This window comes from Devosia sp. MDV22-iso42 (assembly GCF_058629155.1).
The window spans coordinates 639,806-656,160 of the sequence record NZ_JBZVWR010000006.1 but is presented as its reverse complement, the minus strand read 5'-3'; the positions used below and the strand labels follow the sequence as shown (position 1 = coordinate 656,160).

General features: G+C 64.2%; 18 protein-coding genes. 15 read left to right on the top strand and 3 right to left on the bottom strand.

Annotated elements, in window-relative coordinates; genetic code table 11:
* Positions 1-14: 14 nt before the first annotated feature.
* Positions 15-2,084, bottom strand: coding sequence for a TonB-dependent receptor domain-containing protein (locus tag AC4NN3_RS04850; RefSeq protein ID WP_491925967.1), 2,070 nt, complete (start codon positions 2,082-2,084; stop codon positions 15-17).
* A gap of 194 nt (positions 2,085-2,278) precedes the next feature.
* Here AC4NN3_RS04850 and hemP point away from each other — a divergent pair, with 194 nt between their 5' ends.
* Genes hemP through AC4NN3_RS04805 form a run of 9 tightly spaced genes read left to right on the top strand, consistent with a single transcriptional unit; the run spans position 2,279 to position 8,877 of the window.
* Positions 2,279-2,458, top strand: coding sequence for a hemin uptake protein HemP (gene hemP, locus AC4NN3_RS04845; RefSeq protein ID WP_491925966.1), 180 nt, complete (start codon positions 2,279-2,281; stop codon positions 2,456-2,458).
* 9 nt (positions 2,459-2,467) lie between these two features.
* Positions 2,468-3,526, top strand: a complete 1,059-nt coding sequence (locus AC4NN3_RS04840; RefSeq protein WP_491925965.1) for a hemin-degrading factor — start codon at positions 2,468-2,470, stop codon at positions 3,524-3,526.
* A 7-nt stretch (positions 3,527-3,533) separates the two neighbouring features.
* Positions 3,534-4,403 carry a heme/hemin ABC transporter substrate-binding protein gene (locus AC4NN3_RS04835; protein ID WP_491925964.1) on the top strand — a complete coding sequence of 290 codons (870 nt, stop codon included), beginning with the start codon at positions 3,534-3,536 and terminating at the stop codon, positions 4,401-4,403.
* A gap of 4 nt (positions 4,404-4,407) precedes the next feature.
* The gene (locus tag AC4NN3_RS04830) at positions 4,408-5,499 is read left to right on the top strand and encodes a FecCD family ABC transporter permease (RefSeq protein ID WP_491925963.1); all 1,092 of its coding nucleotides are present in this window, start codon (positions 4,408-4,410) and stop codon (positions 5,497-5,499) included.
* 4 nt (positions 5,500-5,503) lie between these two features.
* Complete coding sequence (locus AC4NN3_RS04825; RefSeq protein WP_491925962.1) at positions 5,504-6,328, top strand: heme ABC transporter ATP-binding protein; 825 nt, start codon at positions 5,504-5,506, stop codon at positions 6,326-6,328.
* Entirely contained in the window at positions 6,328-6,753 is a 426-nt protein-coding gene (locus tag AC4NN3_RS04820; protein ID WP_491925961.1) for a hypothetical protein, read from the top strand. Before AC4NN3_RS04825 ends, AC4NN3_RS04820 begins: the two co-directional genes overlap by 1 nt.
* 10 nt (positions 6,754-6,763) lie before the next feature.
* The gene (gene tolQ, locus AC4NN3_RS04815; RefSeq protein ID WP_491925960.1) at positions 6,764-7,456 is read left to right on the top strand and encodes a protein TolQ; all 693 of its coding nucleotides are present in this window, start codon (positions 6,764-6,766) and stop codon (positions 7,454-7,456) included.
* Positions 7,456-7,887: an ExbD/TolR family protein gene (locus AC4NN3_RS04810; protein WP_491925959.1), complete on the top strand. Its 432-nt coding sequence runs from the start codon at positions 7,456-7,458 to the stop codon at positions 7,885-7,887. Before tolQ ends, AC4NN3_RS04810 begins: the two co-directional genes overlap by 1 nt.
* A 3-nt stretch (positions 7,888-7,890) precedes the next feature.
* Positions 7,891-8,877, top strand: coding sequence for an energy transducer TonB (locus AC4NN3_RS04805; protein ID WP_491925958.1), 987 nt, complete (start codon positions 7,891-7,893; stop codon positions 8,875-8,877).
* Here AC4NN3_RS04805 and AC4NN3_RS04800 read toward each other — a convergent pair.
* Complete coding sequence (locus AC4NN3_RS04800) at positions 8,874-9,665, bottom strand: creatininase family protein (RefSeq protein ID WP_491926463.1); 792 nt, start codon at positions 9,663-9,665, stop codon at positions 8,874-8,876. The two genes, AC4NN3_RS04805 and AC4NN3_RS04800, sit on opposite strands and share 4 nt — an antisense overlap.
* A gap of 9 nt (positions 9,666-9,674) precedes the next feature.
* A complete protein-coding gene (locus AC4NN3_RS04795) occupies positions 9,675-10,064 on the bottom strand; it encodes a RidA family protein (RefSeq protein WP_491925957.1) in 390 nt (129 codons plus the stop codon).
* Positions 10,065-10,275: 211 nt separating this feature from the next.
* On the opposite strand from AC4NN3_RS04795, the gene AC4NN3_RS04790 reads away from it, so the two are divergent.
* The 6 genes from AC4NN3_RS04790 to AC4NN3_RS04765 all read left to right on the top strand — a co-directional run bounded on the left by AC4NN3_RS04790 (position 10,276) and on the right by AC4NN3_RS04765 (position 16,348).
* Positions 10,276-11,280, top strand: a complete 1,005-nt coding sequence (locus AC4NN3_RS04790) for an ABC transporter substrate-binding protein (RefSeq protein WP_491925956.1) — start codon at positions 10,276-10,278, stop codon at positions 11,278-11,280.
* A gap of 191 nt (positions 11,281-11,471) precedes the next feature.
* Positions 11,472-12,182: an ABC transporter ATP-binding protein gene (locus tag AC4NN3_RS04785; protein ID WP_491926462.1), complete on the top strand. Its 711-nt coding sequence runs from the start codon at positions 11,472-11,474 to the stop codon at positions 12,180-12,182.
* Positions 12,182-13,042, top strand: a complete 861-nt coding sequence (locus AC4NN3_RS04780; protein ID WP_491925955.1) for an ABC transporter permease — start codon at positions 12,182-12,184, stop codon at positions 13,040-13,042. The genes AC4NN3_RS04785 and AC4NN3_RS04780 overlap by 1 nt, the downstream gene beginning before the upstream one ends.
* Positions 13,043-13,044: 2 nt before the next feature.
* Positions 13,045-14,361, top strand: a complete 1,317-nt coding sequence (locus AC4NN3_RS04775; protein WP_491925954.1) for a cytosine deaminase — start codon at positions 13,045-13,047, stop codon at positions 14,359-14,361.
* A complete protein-coding gene (locus tag AC4NN3_RS04770) occupies positions 14,358-15,758 on the top strand; it encodes an FAD-binding oxidoreductase (protein ID WP_491925953.1) in 1,401 nt (466 codons plus the stop codon). Before AC4NN3_RS04775 ends, AC4NN3_RS04770 begins: the two co-directional genes overlap by 4 nt.
* A complete protein-coding gene (locus AC4NN3_RS04765) occupies positions 15,758-16,348 on the top strand; it encodes an NAD(P)H-dependent oxidoreductase (RefSeq protein WP_491925952.1) in 591 nt (196 codons plus the stop codon). The genes AC4NN3_RS04770 and AC4NN3_RS04765 overlap by 1 nt, the downstream gene beginning before the upstream one ends.
* Positions 16,349-16,355 lie beyond the last annotated feature (7 nt).

Below are 16,355 nucleotides of genomic sequence, written 5' to 3'. Positions count from 1 at the left end.
CCGTAACGCGATGCTTACCAGTCGAACTGCTTCGCCAGCGACAGCTTGAAAGTCCGCCCCGTTGAGCGATCGGCCTGCTGGTTGTCGCGGAAGTCGGCATTGAGCACATTGTCGATCGAGGCGCGCAACTCGGTACCGGCAAAGGCGCCGTTGGTGGGCTGCCAGGACGAGAACAGGTCCAGCGTGGCATAGCCATTGGTGGCGGTGGAGCCGCCCGCTGCCGGGGTCACGCCGGTTTCTGTAGCCGCGACCAGCGTCGCTTTGACACCATATTCCAGTTCGTATTCCGGAATGCGGCTGCCCAAGGTGAGGACCAGCTTGTGCGCCGGGATCGAGGTCAGTGCCGCGCCGGTCAGATCGTTTGTTCCCACCGTTGCCGAATAGGCGATACGGCTGAATAGGCTCTCCGATTCATAGGCACCCTCGACTTCCACGCCATAGATCGTGGCTTCACCGATATTGCGGTGGTAGGGATTGCCGACCACCGAAGGAGATGACTCGATCATGTTGGTGAGGTCGCTGTAATAGCCAGTGACCTTGACGCTGGCCTGGTCGCCGTCCTGCACCAGCTCGTAGCCGGAAAGGGCAAAGCCGGCCTCGACGGAATTGGAGCTTTCCTTCTTCAGCCCCAGGCTTGCTGTCTTGGTGGCATTGTACTGGTAGCGCTCGTCCAGCGTTGGCATGCGTTCGGTATGCGCGATCGAGCCAAAGATCGACACATTGTCGTTCAGATCATACAGCGCCGCGAGCTTGGGCGAGATCGCGGAGTCGTCGATATTGACCTCGCCCTTGGTGGTGCGCTTGGGCGTCTGCCACGCAAAGTCGCCGCGCACGCCGGCAATCAGGGTCAGCCGCTCATCGAGGATCGCTTCATCCTGCACGAATAGACCGAGCCGCTTCTCCTGGCCTTCGGGGTGCGTGGTGATGCCGGGATCGGGCACGGCCAGGGTCGTGTAGCCGATCCGGTCCTGGAACGAGCCCTGCACGCCATAGGTCAGATAGTGCTCCCAGGCGCCGGTATCGAACTCCGAAGTATTCTCGATATTGGCCTGCCACGTCCGATAGCCATATTCGGCAGTGCCGAAGCTGCCGACGGCCGACTTCGTCTGCGACACGGCGGTATCGGAAAACGAGACATTGGCCTTGAGGTCCACCCAGGGATTGTCGCTGTCGTCATTTTCGTAGCTCAGCACCGCGGTCTGATCGAGTACGTCGCGGTCTACCTTGCCGAAAGCCGCCTGGGTGCCGGTCTGGGCATAATCCTGGTTGTCCGCATTGCTGCTCCAGCGCTGATAGGACAGGCGCAGCGCCTGCTCGTCATTATCGCCGAACCGCGCTGTGCCCTTGACCAGCCCCGACAGGGCCGCAAAGTCGGAGCCCGACAGCGCCTGACCATTGGCCAGGGTAAAGACGTCCGAGCGCCGCCAGTTGCCGGTCGCCAGAATGTCGAAGGTCTCATTGACCTGCTGCGCCAGCACGCCCGACACCAGTGTGCCATTGCCGTTCGAACTGTACTGGGTCTTGAGGCGAGCCGCGCCCGTCTTGCCCTCGGCGATGAAGTCGGAGGCGTCCTTGGTGGTGAAGTTGATCACGCCGCCCAGTGCGCCCGAACCGTAGAGCGTCGATGACGCCGGCCCGCGCAGCACTTCGACCTGTTTGTAGAGCTCGGGATCGGAGAAGAAGGAACCCATCCGGTACTGCTCATAGAACTTCTTGGCGCCATCGACATTGACCACGATGCGGGCCTCGTCACCCGAGGTCTCCGCCGTGCCGATGCCGCGGATGTTGAACGATTCTCCCAGGACACGTTCCGAGCCGATCAGCGTCACACCGGGCACCGTATCGAGCACGTCGCCAATTGTGGTGGCCTGTGCGGCATCGATGTCATCTTGGTTGACCACGGTCACCGCCTGCGGCGTATCGATGGCTACCTTGGGTTTGCCGGCACCGATCACTAGGCGCTCCAGCAGTGTTACATTGGTTGCATTGACGTTGACGGCTTGTGCAGCACTGGCCTGCACACCCATCACGCCCAGCGCCACGCCACACATCAGTGCCGCCGCCTGTGATCTTACCAGCCCCATTATTCTCTCCAGTCGTCTCGTGTTTTTGGATTGGCTGGCGGATGGCTGGCTGACGGTGATCGTGTCGCTTTTAAAGCTGACCTCAATAATCACCTATTGCATGATCTAGATAACATGATTATCAGAGTCAACTAATAGTGAGGCACCGCGACACCCTGTCCAGGTTGTTGCTGCCGCGACCAGACGAGGCATGTGTGACGCCAAAAAACGATTTGCCGCAGCACCTTGAGACCAGGCCCTCGCCACCATCCGGCCAGCGCACCTTTACCAGCGCTGAGCTGTTCGAGGGCGCGGACGAGATCGTGGTTGTGCACAACGGCGCTCATTATCGCCTGCGCGTCACCCGCCAGGACAAGCTCATTCTGACCAAATAGGCCATCGCCATGACTCCAATCCCTGTTGCAAAAACGCCTGCCAAAATCCGCGAACTGCGCGCGCTGCACCCCGAAATGCGCGAGCGCGACTTTGCGCGCATCCACGCCATTTCGGAGGCGGAACTGGTCGCCTCCCAGGTCGGCGCCGGCGCCGTCCGCCTGCGGCCCGATGTCGACACCCTGCTCAATGGCCTGACGGCCTGCGGCGAGGTCATGGCGCTGACCCGCAACGAGAGCGCGGTGCACGAAAAGATCGGCCCCTATGAAAAGGTGGTCTTTGGCGCGCGGGCCTCGATGGTTCTGGGTGCCCAGATCGACCTGCGCGTTTTCCCCGGCCAATGGGCCTTCGGCTTTGCCGTAGACAAGGTCGCCGAAGACGGCGCTGTACGCCGCTCGCTGCAGTTTTTCGACCATCGGGGCATGGCCATCCACAAGGTGCATGCGCGCCCGGTCACCAACCTCGAAGCCTGGGCTGTCCTGATCGACAATCTGCGTCACCCCGATCAGGTCGATGCCATCACCCTGTCGCCGCCAAAGACGCCAGAAGTCTTGGGGGCGCCGGCCGGGGTGGACCAACTGCGCGAGCGCTGGTCTGCCATGACCGACACCCACCAGTTCTTCGGCTTGCTGCGCGAACTCAACCTGCATCGCATGGATGCGCTCGAAATGGTCGGCGAAGATTTGGCCTTCCAGCTCGATCATGCCGCGGTGTCCGCCCTGTTCGAGGCCGCCGTCGCCGAACAGCTGCCGATCATGGCCTTTGTCGGTAATCACGGCTGCATCCAGATCCATTCCGGCCCGATACAGACCGTCAAGCCCGTGGGGCCCTGGCTTAACGTGATGGACGACACCTTCCACCTGCACCTGCGCCTCGACCAGGTTGCCGCGGTCTGGGCGGTGCGCAAGCCGACCGCCGACGGCCATGTGACCTCGGTGGAAGTCTATGACGCCAATCGCGAGCTGATCATCCAGTTCTTCAGCAAGCGCCATGAGGGCAGTGCCGAGCGCAGCGAATGGCGCGCCATCGTGGAGTCCTTGCCACTGTTTGCCCAGTCCCATGCTGCCTGAGATGTCCATGACCTATTCATTTCATCGCTTTACCGTCGCCTTGGCACTCCTGACAGCTCTGGCGGCGCCAGCCGCCGCCCAGGACCTGCATCCCTTCGCCGACAGTTCGCGCCTCGTATCGATCGGCGGTTCCCTCACCGAAATCATCTTTGCTCTGGGTGAGGAGGGACGCCTGGTCGCGCGTGACCAGACCGCCGTCTATCCCGCGGCTGCAGCCGAACTCCCCGATGTCGGCTATATGCGTCGTCTGGCGCCTGAAGGCGTGCTGTCGGTGTCGCCCAGCGCCTTGCTGGTGCTCGAAGGCAGTGGCCCGCCCGAGGCGCTGGAGGTGCTGTCGTCTGCCGGGGTCGAATATCAGGCAGTGCCCGAAAGCTATAGCGCCGGGGCCATCCTGACCAAGGTGCGCGCCGTCGGCCAGGCTCTTGATGTCGCGGAAAAAGCCGAAGCCCTGGCGAGCGAACTCGATGCGGCACTCAAGGCTGTCGCCGCCCGTACGGTCGATATCGCCGAACGCAAGCGTGTCCTCTTCGTGCTCTCTACCGATGGCGGCAAGATCCAGGCCTCAGGTACCGATACGGCGGCCGACGGCATCATCGCCATGGCCGGCGCTGTCAATGTCATTGCCGATTATTCCGGCTACAAGGCGCTCACCGAAGAGGCGATCATCGCCGCCGCGCCCGACGTCATTCTGATGATGGACCGGGGCGGCGACCACGTTGCCACCGACTCCGAACTGTTTGGCCATCCCGCCATCGCGCTTACGCCGGCCGGCCGCGACCACGCCATCATCCGGCTCGAAGGCTCCTATCTGCTCGGTTTCGGCCCCCGCACGGCAGATGCCGTGTCGGAACTGGTCGACGCCCTGTACGGCGAGTAGCCCAATGGCAGTCATGTCCATCGACCGCCTGACAACGGCAACGCCCTCCGGCGACCGCAGCGCGCTGGGCCGGTTCACCGTACTGGCTCTGGTCGGCGTGCTGCTCGGCGCCATGGTCATTTCCATGACCACCGGCGCCTCGGGGGTCTCGACCGGCAGCTTCATTTACAGCTGGTTCGGCATGGCGCCCGCCAGCGAGCTGCAGGCTCTGCGGGACCATGCGGTGATCTACAATATCCGCCTGCCGCGCATGGTGCTGGGCGTGCTGATCGGCGCCGCCCTGGCGGTCTCGGGCCTGCTGATGCAGGGCCTGTTTCGCAACCCGCTGGCCGATCCCGGCTTGGTTGGCGTTTCGGCGGGCGCCGGCCTCGGTGCTGTGGGCATCATCGTGCTGGGCACCACGGCTCTGGCACCGCTGACCGCCTTTCTGGGCATCTATGCCCTGCAGTTGGCTTCCTTTGCCGGCGGCCTGCTCACCACCTTCGTTCTCTATCGGGTCGCCACCCGCGCCGGCCAGACCGCCATTGCCACCATGCTGCTGGCCGGCATTGCCCTGGGCGCCTTGGCTGGCGCCATTACTGGCGTCTTGGTCTATATCGCCACCGACAGCCAGTTGCGCGACCTGACCTTCTGGGGGCTTGGATCGCTGTCCGGTGCCAACTGGACCAAGGTCATGGCCTCGGGGCCGATCATTCTGGCTGCCCTCTTCGTCGCCGCCTTTCTGGGCAAGGGGCTCAATGCCCTCACCCTGGGCGAGGCAACGGCGGGTCATCTCGGCATTCCCGTGCAGCGCTTCAAGCGCGTGGTCGTGGTCGCCGTCGCGGCCGCCACCGGCGCCTCGGTCGCGGTCAGCGGCGGCATCGGCTTTGTCGGCATTGTCGTGCCGCATCTGTTGCGGCTGGTGATCGGCCCGGACCACCGCTACCTGCTGCCCGCCACGGCCTTGCTGGGCGCGTCCTTCCTGCTGCTCGCCGATGCCATCAGCCGGGTGATCGTCGCTCCGGCAGAACTGCCTATCGGCATCGTGACCGCGGCGGTCGGCGGTCCGTTTTTCCTGTGGATCCTGCTGCGCAAGCGCGCGGCTTTTGCCTGGTGAGACCATGATCCAAGTCGACAATATAGCCGTGCAGATCGGCTTACATCGTATCCTCGACGGTGTCAGCTTAGCCGCCAGGGCGGGCGCTGTGACCGCCATCATCGGCCCCAATGGCTCCGGCAAATCCACGCTGCTCAAAGCCCTCTGCCGCGACCTCGCCTATAGCGGCAGCATCACTGTCAACGGCCGCGATGTCGCCAGGATGGACTTGGCGACGGCAGCGACGCTCCGTGCCGTGCTGCCCCAGGCGAGCAGCCTGCCTTTTCCGTTCACCGTGCGCGAAGTGGTGGCCCTGGGTCTGACTGCCGGCCGGCCTGGCGTTTCCCTCGGATTCCTGCGCGACTTGCCCGATGCGGCCCTGTCGCAGGTGGACCTCACCGGCTTTGCCGGGCGCTTTTACGGCGAACTGTCTGGCGGCGAGCAGCAGCGCGTCCAGCTGGCTCGCGTCCTCTGCCAGGTATGGATACCGGTGCTGGACGGCGTACCGCGCTATCTGTTTCTCGATGAGCCGGTCTCCAGCCTCGATATCCGCCACCAGTTGATGATCATGGACGTCGCGCGCCAATATGCCGCCGCCGGTGGCGGCGTTATTGCCATCCTGCACGATCTCAACCTGGCTGCCATGTATGCCGACCACATCGTCGCGCTCCGTGAGGGCAGGGTGGCGGGCGCCGGCACCCCCCAGGAGGTCCTCTCCGATGCGCTGATCGCCCGCGTCTTCGACTGCCCGCTGCGCGTGGGCGCCTTGCCCGGTCGCGCCGTTCCTTTCGTCTTGCCACAATCGGTGCAGTCCAGCGCCCCCGTGGTCCATGCCAGCAAGGTTGCCTGATGCTTCGTCCTGTCATCGCTGCCCTATTGACCATTGTCGCCCTCCAGCCCGCGCTGGCGCAGGAGAGCGCCGCCAAATCCGGGCTGGCGCTTGAGCTCAATGCCCTGCAGCCGGCAGAAGCCGGGTGTCGCGTCACGTTCCTCGCCACCAATCGCCTGGCTGGACAGATCGATCGGGTGGCCGTCGAGATCGCCTTCTTCCTTCAGGATGGCGGCATCGACCGCATTGTCACCCTTGACTTCAAGGCACTCAGCCCCGGCAAGACCAAGGTGCTGCAGTTCGAGCTGGCGGGCCTGGCCTGTCCCCAGCTCGGCCGCCTGCTGATTAACGACATCACCGCCTGCGAGGGTACCGATATCGCCCCCACCGCATGCCTCGGCAATCTCGTCACCACGAGCCGCCCCGACATCACCTTTGGCATCTGAGAAAGCCCGCATGGAAACGCTCCCAGCCCATGACTTTTCCATGTTCGCCCTGTTCATGCAGGCCGACTGGGTCGTCAAATCGGTGATGATCGGCCTCGTCATCGCTTCGGTCTATGTCTGGGCCATCATCGCCAATCGCCTTGCTGCCTATGCCCGGGCGCGCAAGGCCATGGCCGCCTTCGACCAGGCCTTTGCCTCGGGCCGCCCGCTGGCTGACCTGCGCAATGACTATGCCGGGCACGACCAGACCGGCCTGACCGCGGTCTTCCTTGCCGCCATGGAGGAATGGGACAAGAGCCACGCCGCCCAGGCCGCCACCGCTATCGGCCTGCAAAGCCGGCTCGAGATCGCGCTGGATCTGGCCGTCAGCGAACAGAGCGCCGAGCTGGAGAAGCGCCTCGGCTTTCTCGCCACCATTGGCAGCGCCGGCCCCTTTATCGGGCTTTTCGGCACCGTCTGGGGCATCATGAATGCCTTCACCGCCATTGCCGCCGCTGAAAATACCAGCCTGGCCGTCGTCGCTCCCGGCATTGCCGAGGCGCTGCTGGCTACCGCTTTGGGCCTGCTGGCGGCCATCCCGGCAGTCATTGCCTACAACAAGCTCAGCGCTGACTCCGGCAAGCTGATTGCCCGGCTCGAGGGCTTTGCCGACCGGTTGGTGGCGCTGCTGTCGCGCCAGCTAGATGCGGGAAGGTCCCTCTGATGGGCATGGCATTGGGCGGCAAGGCCAGGCGCGGCCGGGGCAGGGCGCCGATCAGCGAGATCAACATCACCCCCATGGTCGATGTCATGCTGGTGCTGCTTATCGTCTTCATGGTGGCCGCCCCGCTGATGACCATGGGGGTGCCGGTCGATCTCCCGCAAACCCGCGCGCAGTCCTTGCCGCCCAAATCCCGGCCGATCACCATTACCGTCGAGCCCGATGGCGCCCTTTCCATCGACGAGGCGCCGCAAACGCTCGATACGCTGGTCGCCGCGGTCGCCGAACTGGCCGTCGAGGGCACCGATGAGCGGCTCTATGTGCGCGGCGATACCACCACCAGCTACGGCACCGTCATGGCGGTCATGGGCGAGCTGGCGGCCGCCGGCTATGCCCGCATCGGCCTGGTCACGACGCCAGCCGGGACGCCCTGATCCATGCGCTATGCCCTGTCAGGCTCAGTCCTGGTGCATGCCGGTATTTTCGGCACGGCCCTGTTGGGCTTTGTCTGGCCCCAGCCCGAGGACGCCCCGGCGCCCGGTGCGGTGACGGTTGACATCGTCACCATGGAAACCGTCTCGACCAATCTGACGGCCACGCAGGAATCCATGTCGACGCACGACCAGGTCTCGGCGGGCGCCCAAGCCGTGCAGAGCCAGACGGTCGAGCCGGTCGAATCCGAGACCATGACGCCAGTCGAACCGGCGCAAGCCCAGCCTGTGCAGCCGTTGCCGGTTGCTGCCATCGCGACGATCGAGCCGTCGGCGCCTGCCTCAATCTTGTCCAGCCTGTCAAATGCGGTTCCCAGCGTTCTGGCCACGACGGTCGCTGCCCTCGATGCTGCTTCTATCGCGCCGCTCGAACCCAGCACGCCCGACGAAACCAGGGTCGGGTCGGTCCTTCCTGCGCCCGCCGAAGCCATTGAACCGGTGGCCGTTTCTGATGCTAAGACGGCGCCCGTCCCGCAGACCCTCAGCTTCACCCGTCCAAGTGCCCCAACGCCGCGTCCCGCCGCCCCGCGCAAACCGGCGCCGCCACCGCCGCCTGCCCAGGCCGCTGGCAATGGCGGCCCCAACACCGCGGACGCGGCAGCCGGCAAGGCGGCTGCTGGGCAGCAGGCTGGTACCGGCGGCGGCGGCACGGCGGAAATCGCGCCTTGGGAGCGCCAAATACGGCGCAAGCTGGCCAGCGCCCAGCGCTATCCGCGCGCTGCCAATGGTGCCTCGGGCGATGTTCTGGTCAGTTTCACCGTCTCGGCAAGCGGCGCGCTTTCCGGACTGCGCATCCAGGCCTCTTCGGGCAATCCGGTGCTCGATCAGGCCGCGCTCGATACCGTGGCCCGCGCCGCGCCCTTTCCGCCCATCCCGGCCGGTGCCGGGCTGGCCAGCAAGGCTGTCGCGATCCCCCTGGGTTTTGTCCGCTAGCGGGCGCCGGGCAGCGGCATGGCCACCACCTCGGCCAGCATGTCGAGCATGCCGGCCACATTGGCCTCGGCGATGAGACGCCCCTTTTCGGCGGTGGCAATCGCTGCATTGCCCACCGCGCCGGATGGATTGATATCATCGGCGCTCCAGGCATAGACATGGCCGAAGGCGCCGGTGGGCCGCAGATAGCGGAACTGCTGTTCGTCCCGGGCGGCAACCGAGACAAAATCCTCGGCGCGGTCCATATCGACCAGATCGGGTCGAAAATGCAGGATCAGCGAGGTCTCAGCATCGCCGCCGTGAATGCCGTGTCGGCGTTCGAGATCGCTCAGCACACCCTCGGGCGTGAAGCGCCAGCCGCTCTTGACCGCCAGCATGCCGGCGCGGACGCGCAACTCGCGCGCGACGATGCCCATGATCTCCTCATTGCCGCCATGCGAGTTGACGAACACGATCTTGCGGATGCCGGCACGCGCCACCTCCAGCCCGATCTGCGTCCAGGCGTCGATCAGGTTGGTGGCGGTGTGGGTAATTGTCCCCCTGGCCCAGATATGCTCGTTGGATTTGCCGATCGCCTGCACCGGCAGCACGCGGATATCGAGGTCCGCTGGCGCATGTGCCACGAGCAGATTCATCATCTCGGTATTGATGATCGTGTCGGTCCCCACCGGTAAGTGCGGACCATGCTGCTCCACGGCGGCGATGGGCAGGATGGCGATGGTCTTTTCGGGGTCGAGATTGTTGAATTCACGGGCCGCGAAATCGGTCCACCAGATCTTGCGCACTATGTGTGTCCTTTAGGCAGGTCCGGCCGCAATGGCCTCGATTTCAACGACGAATTCCGGGCGGGCAAACCCGGCAACGATCATCAACGTCGATGCCGGGAAGGGGGGCGCAAACAGGCCATTGCGCACCGCCATATAGTCGGCCAGGTGCTCCCGACCCGTCACATAGGCATTGATGCGCACCACATGTTCCATCCCCAGCCCCGCCTCGCGCAGGATGGCGGCAATATTGGCAAAGCAGATTCGGGCTTGACCGGCGCAATCGACAGGAATTTGCTTGTCGGCGCCGATGCCCAACTGTCCCGAGCAAAACACCAGGCGCTGTCCTGCCGGCACGACAATGCCATGGCTGTAAGCTGCAAAGGGTGGGTGGATATCGGGGGGGGCGAGCGTGGTGAGCATGGCGGTCCACAATTTCTGCGCGAACGATAATGGCCGATCGCGCGGTTGACCAGTGGAGAAATGACTCATTTGCACGCATGGCAGGCATTCACTGTGAGTGCCTATTTTTTGGCTTCACAGTTAGTGGCGAATGCGGAACTCTCTCCGATTGGCGGTATCGGCCGCGACAATATTCGGCGGCGGCAACAAGACGCCGCGCAGGGAGCGCATTATGCAGGGTTCTATCAAGACGATCATGCTGGCGGCCATGGCGATGACCGCCACGGCAGCATCTGCCCAGGAACTGGACGCCGTCACCTTTGGCACCAACTGGCTGGCCCAGGCCGAACACGGCGGCTACTATCAGGCGGTTGCCGATGGCACCTACGAGAAGTATGGCCTCGATGTCAGCATCCGCCAGGGCGGGCCGCAGGCGCCCAACGGGCAGTTGCTCATTGCCGGTCAGCTCGATTTCTACATGGGCGGCATGTCCACCATCGACTCGGTCAAGGAAGGCATTCCCGTTCTGGCCGTCGCCGCCATCTTCCAGAAGGACCCGCAGGTGCTGCTGGCCCATCCCGATGCTGGCTTTACCGATCTGGCCAGCCTTTCGGGCGCCAGCAAGATCATCATGGGCAAGGACAGCTTTTTTGCCGGCTACTGGCCCTGGATGAAATCGGCCTTCACCGGCTTTGCCGATGAAATGTACGAGCCCTACACCTTCAATCCGGCCCCGTTCATCGCCGATCCCAAAGCGGTGCAGCAGGGTTATCTGACGTCCGAGCCCTATGAGATCGGCAAGCAGACCGGTTGGGATCCGCAGGTCTTCCTGCTCGCCGACTACGGCTACGATCCCTATTCGACCACCATCGAGACGCGGCAGGAAATCGTCGACGCCAATCCCGACCTGGTGCAGCGCTTCGTCGATGCCACAGCCATAGGCTGGTATAACTATCTTTACGGCGACAACGCCGCCGCCAATGAACTGATCAAGGCCGACAATCCAGAAATGACCGACGGCCAGATCGCCTATTCCATCGAGAAACTCAAGGAATATGGCATCGTCGTCTCCGGCGATGCCGAGACCAGCGGCATTGGCTGCATGACCGATGCGCGCTGGAGCGAATTCTACGACAAGATGATCACGGCCGGCGTCTACGAGGCGGGCGTCGACATCTCTAAGGCCTATACGACACAGTTCACCTGCAAGAGCGTCGGCATGGACCTCGTCAAGTAATCCGGCTGCCTGAATGATATCGGCGCGGGCGATCCTGCTCGCGCCGTTTGACCCTAATCCGGGTTTGCATAGTGATAGAAACTGCTTCTTCCGCGGCCACCGCCGCGCCGGTCCAGAACACGCGCCGCCTCGTTGTGGAAATACGCGACGTGTCCAAGATTTTTTCCAATGGCACGCTGGCGCTCAAGAACATGTCGCTCGACGTCAAGGCCGGCGAGTTCATCTCGCTGCTTGGCCCGTCGGGCTGCGGCAAGTCCACCGCCTTGCGCATCATTGCCGGACTGGGTGCGCCATCCTCGGGCAGCATCGACTGGCCATCCTCCAGCATCAATTCCAGGGGACTTCCCGAGGGCGACGTCGGTTTTGTTTTTCAGGATCCCACGCTGATGCCCTGGGCCACAGTCTTCGACAATGTCCATCTCCCGCTCAAGCTGCGCGGCATCTCCAGGGCGGCGGCGACCGAGACCATCATGGACAACCTCGCCTCGGTCGGCCTGGCTGACTTCGCCAAATCCTATCCACGCGAACTCTCGGGCGGCATGCGCATGCGCGTCTCCATCGCCCGCGCCATGGTCACCCGACCCAAGCTGCTGCTGATGGACGAACCTTTCGCGGCGCTGGACGAAATCACCCGGCAAAAGCTCAATGACGACGTCCTGCGCCTCTGGCAGCAGCACGGTGTCACGGTGATCTTCGTGACCCATTCGGTCTATGAGTCGGCCTATCTGTCGAGCCGCATCGTGGTCATGCGGGCCCGTCCGGGCCAGGTCTTTACCGATATGGCGGTCAATCAGCCGGCCGAGCGCAATCAGGCCTATCGCGTGTCCGAGGCCTACAGGCAAACCTGTCAGGACGTCTCGGACGCCCTCCAACGCGCCATCGGCGCCGCAGAGGTGCATTAATGAGCCAGATACATGTCGTCGCCAGCGAAGCTGGCACCGATAGCGCCGCTGGCGTCCTGCTGGCCGGTACGCCGCGCCGCGAAAAGATCCTGCGGGTGGTGATCCCGCTCACCACGCTGCTGCTGACCATCCTTGGCTGGCAGTTGCTGGTGAGCATCAACAACATCCCGCGCTATATCCTGCCCGGTCCGGTCGACGTGGTGACGGCGCTGTTCACGGACTCAAGCACCTTGTGGCCGGCCATGCTGGTGACCATTCGGATCACGCTGATGGCCCTGGCTCTGGCGCTGATCGGCGGCGTCGGGCTGGCCATCCTGATCGTCCAGTCACGCCTGCTCGAGCTGGCCCTGTTTCCCTATGCCGTGGTGCTGCAGGTCACCCCGATCATCGCCATTGCCCCGCTGCTGCTGATCTATGCCCCTGATACCCAGACGGCTTTGCTGATCTGCGCCTTTCTCGTCGCCTTTTTTCCGATCCTGTCCAACATGGCCCAGGGGCTCAAAAGCGTCGATCACAACCTGCTCAATCTGTTCGAGCTCTATGGGGCCTCGGGCTGGCAGACGCTGTTCTACCTCAAGATCCCTGCCTCCATGCCCTACTTCATGGCCGGCCTGCGCATCGGCGGCGGCCTGGCGCTGATCGCCGCCGTCGTGGCCGAATTCGCCGCCGGCTCGGCCGGGCAGGGCTCGGGCCTGGCCTTCCGGCTGATCGAAAGCCAGTACCGCATGAACCTGCCGCGCATGTTCGTCTGCCTGATCATGCTGAGCATCATCGGCATCGCCATCTTTGCCATCACCTCGCTGATCTCCTGGCTGGTGCTGCATCGCTGGCACGAAAGCGCCATCCGGCGGGAGAACTGAGCATGGCCGTCACCATTCCCGCCGACGGACATTATGTCCTGGCCAATGCGTCCGTGCCGGTCTCGGTCATGGGCGAGGCCACCTCGGGCGCGCTCGACCGCGTCGATATCGTGGTTGCCGGTGGCGCCATTGCCGCCCTATTGCCGGCCGGGACCGCGTCCGGACCCAACACCATCGACCTCGGGGGTGGCATTGTCCTGCCGGCCTTTGTCGATCTGCATACCCATCTCGACAAGGGCCATATCTGGCCCCGCAAGCAGAACCCCGACGGCACCTGGATTGGTGCGCTCATGGCGGTGCTCGAAGACCGCCAGGCCAACTGGGCCGCCGCCGATATCGAACGGCGCATGGATTTCGCCCTGCGCTGCGCCTATGCCCACGGCACCGCCGCCATCCGCACCCATCTCGACATGGCGCCGCCGCAGCATTCCATCACCTGGGACGTCTTTGAGGCCATGCGCACGCGCTGGGCGGGGCGCATCGAGCTGCAGGGCGTCGGCCTGATGGGCCCCGATACCATTCTCGATCCCGTCGCCTTGCGCGACATTGCCACCCGCATCAAGGCGGCCGGCGGTGTGCTGGGCGGCTCCACCGCGGTACACCCGGACAATCCCGCCATCATGCGCCGCCTGCTCGACATCGCCGGCGAGCTTGGCCTCGACATCGACCTGCATACCGACGAATCCCCCGATCCCTCTGCCAATGCGCTCGAAAGCCTGGCCGATGCCGTCATCGAAACCGGTTTCACCGGCAAGGTCACGGCCGGCCATTGCTGCTCGCTGGCCGTACAGTCTGACGATGTCGCCCAGCGCGTCATCGCCAAGGTGGCCCAAGCCGGCGTCGCGGTCGTCTCCCTGCCCATGTGCAACATGTACCTGCAGGACCGCGAAAATGTCGGGCGCACCCGCACGCCGCGCTGGCGCGGCGTCACCCTGCTCAATGAGCTCAAGGCCGCCGGCGTGCCGGTGGCCATCGCCTCGGACAATACCCGCGACCCTTTCTATGCCTATGGCGATCTCGACGGCTTCGAGGTGCTGCGCGAAGGTGCCCGCATCCTGCAGTTCGATCACCCCCAGTCCGACGCCTTCGCCTGGGCCCGGTCGGTCGGCGCCGATCCGGCCGCCATTGCCGGCTTTGCCTATACGGCCGAACTAGCCGCCAATGCCCCCGCCGATCTGGTGGTGTTTGGCGCTCGCAGCTGGAGCGAACTGATGAGCCGGCCGCAAGCCGGACGCACCGTGCTGCGCGCCGGCGCCGCCATCGACACCACCCTGCCTGATTACCGCGAACTCGACGACCTGATGGGACAAGTGCCGTGACCATATCCAGCTTCCGCGCCGAGCTCGGCGACATTCCCGTTGAAGACCATCCCCGCATCGTCCAGCAGCGCAGCCGAGACCATTACTGGTATTCGCCCGTGCTCAAGGAAAAGCTTGACCACGTCACAGCCGAAATCGTCGTCTCGCCGCGCAGCAATGACGAAGTCAAGACCGTGCTGGCCGCCGCCTATCGGCATGGCGTCGCCATCACCCCGCGCGGCGCCGGCACCGGCAATTACGGCCAGGCCATGCCGCTCTCGGGCGGCGCCATGCTCAACCTGATGAACATGGACAAGGTGCTCGACATCAAGCCGGACCGGGTGCGGGCCCAGGCCGGCGCGGTGATGGAAAAGATCGACGAGGAAACCATCGCCAAGGTCGGCGCCGAACTGCGCTTCCACCCCTCGACCTATCGCATGGCCTCCATCGGCGGCTTCATCGCCGGCGGCTCGGGCGGCGTCGGCTCGGTGCGCTGGGGCGGTCTGCGCAATCTGGGCAGCATCCTGGGCCTCAAGGTCATCACCTGCGAGGCCGAGCCGCGCGAGCTGGATCTGCAGGGCGAGGACATCCTCAAGGTCGCCCATGCCTATGGCACCAATGGCATCATCGTCGAAGCCGAGATGCCGCTGACCCAGTCCCATGCCTGGATCGACATGGTGGTCGGCTTTGACGATTTCATCGCCGCCACCCGGTTCGGCCAGGCCGTGGCCCTGCAGGATGGCCTGCTGGTCAAGGAAGTCTCCAGCTACGCCGCCCCCATTCCCGACGCCTACTTCAACCGTCACAAGCCATATCTCAAGGAGGGGCAGTCCGTGGTCTTGCTGATGGTGGCCCCGGTCGCGGTGGCCGCCATGACGCTGTTCATCAGCCACCACAAGGGCGACCTGCGCTACCGCTCCGACACCGCCACCGAGGAAGAGCTCAAGCGCTTGCCGCCGGTCTATGAGCTGGCCTGGAACCACACCACTTTGCGGGCCCTCAAGGTCGATCCCACCATCACCTACCTGCAGACGCGCTATCCCAGCATTGCCCATCTCGAAAAGATCATTTCCATCCTGGGCGATGAACTGCCTGTCCATCTCGAAATCACCCGCCAGGACGGCGTCGTCACCCTCTCGGGCCTGCCACTGGTCCGTTACACCAGTGAAGCCCGACTCGACGAGATCGTCGCCATCCACGAGGCCAATGGCTGCGACGTGTTCAATCCCCATCGCTATACGCTCGAAGAGGGCGGCATGAAGCGCACCGACCAGAAGCAGCTCGATTTCAAGCGCCAGGCCGATCCCAAGGGCATGCTCAATCCGGGCAAGATGGTCGCCTGGGAAAATCCCGATTTCGACTTTTCGGCCGGCAAGGCCTGGCTGTTCAACGGTCTCAGCCCGGTTGGTCCTGCCTGATGCGCGTTCACGTCATTCACGCCCACCCGGTCGAGACCAGCTACAATCGCGCCCTGTTCACCGCCGTGGTCGAAAGCCTCGAGGCCGCCGGTCATACCGTCGATCCGCTCGATCTCTACGCAGAAGAATTTCCCGCCGTCATGACGCGCGCGGAGCGTCTGAATTATCATGACGTGCCGGGCAACCTGACGCCCTCCATCAAGCCCTATGTCGATCGCCTGCGCGCCGCCGAGGCGCTGGTGATCGTCCATCCGGTGTGGAACTACGGCTATCCGGCCATCCTCAAGGGCTATTTCGACCGCGTCTTCCTGCCCGGTGTCTCCTTCGTCATGGAGGGGGGCGACGATCGCGGCAAGCTGGTGCCGTGCCTGGATAACATCAGGAAAGTCGCCTTCGTCACCAGCTATGGCGGCGACCGTTTCCGCAGCTGGGTGATGGGCGATCCGCCCCGTCGCCTCGCCATGCGCTGGGCCTGGGTCACCTTTCGCACCCGCCCACGCTATCTGGCGCACTACGACATGAACAACTGCACCCCGGCCTCACTATCGGGCTTTTTGGCCAAGGTCAGAGAGGCCATGGGCCGGTTCTAGCCTCCCA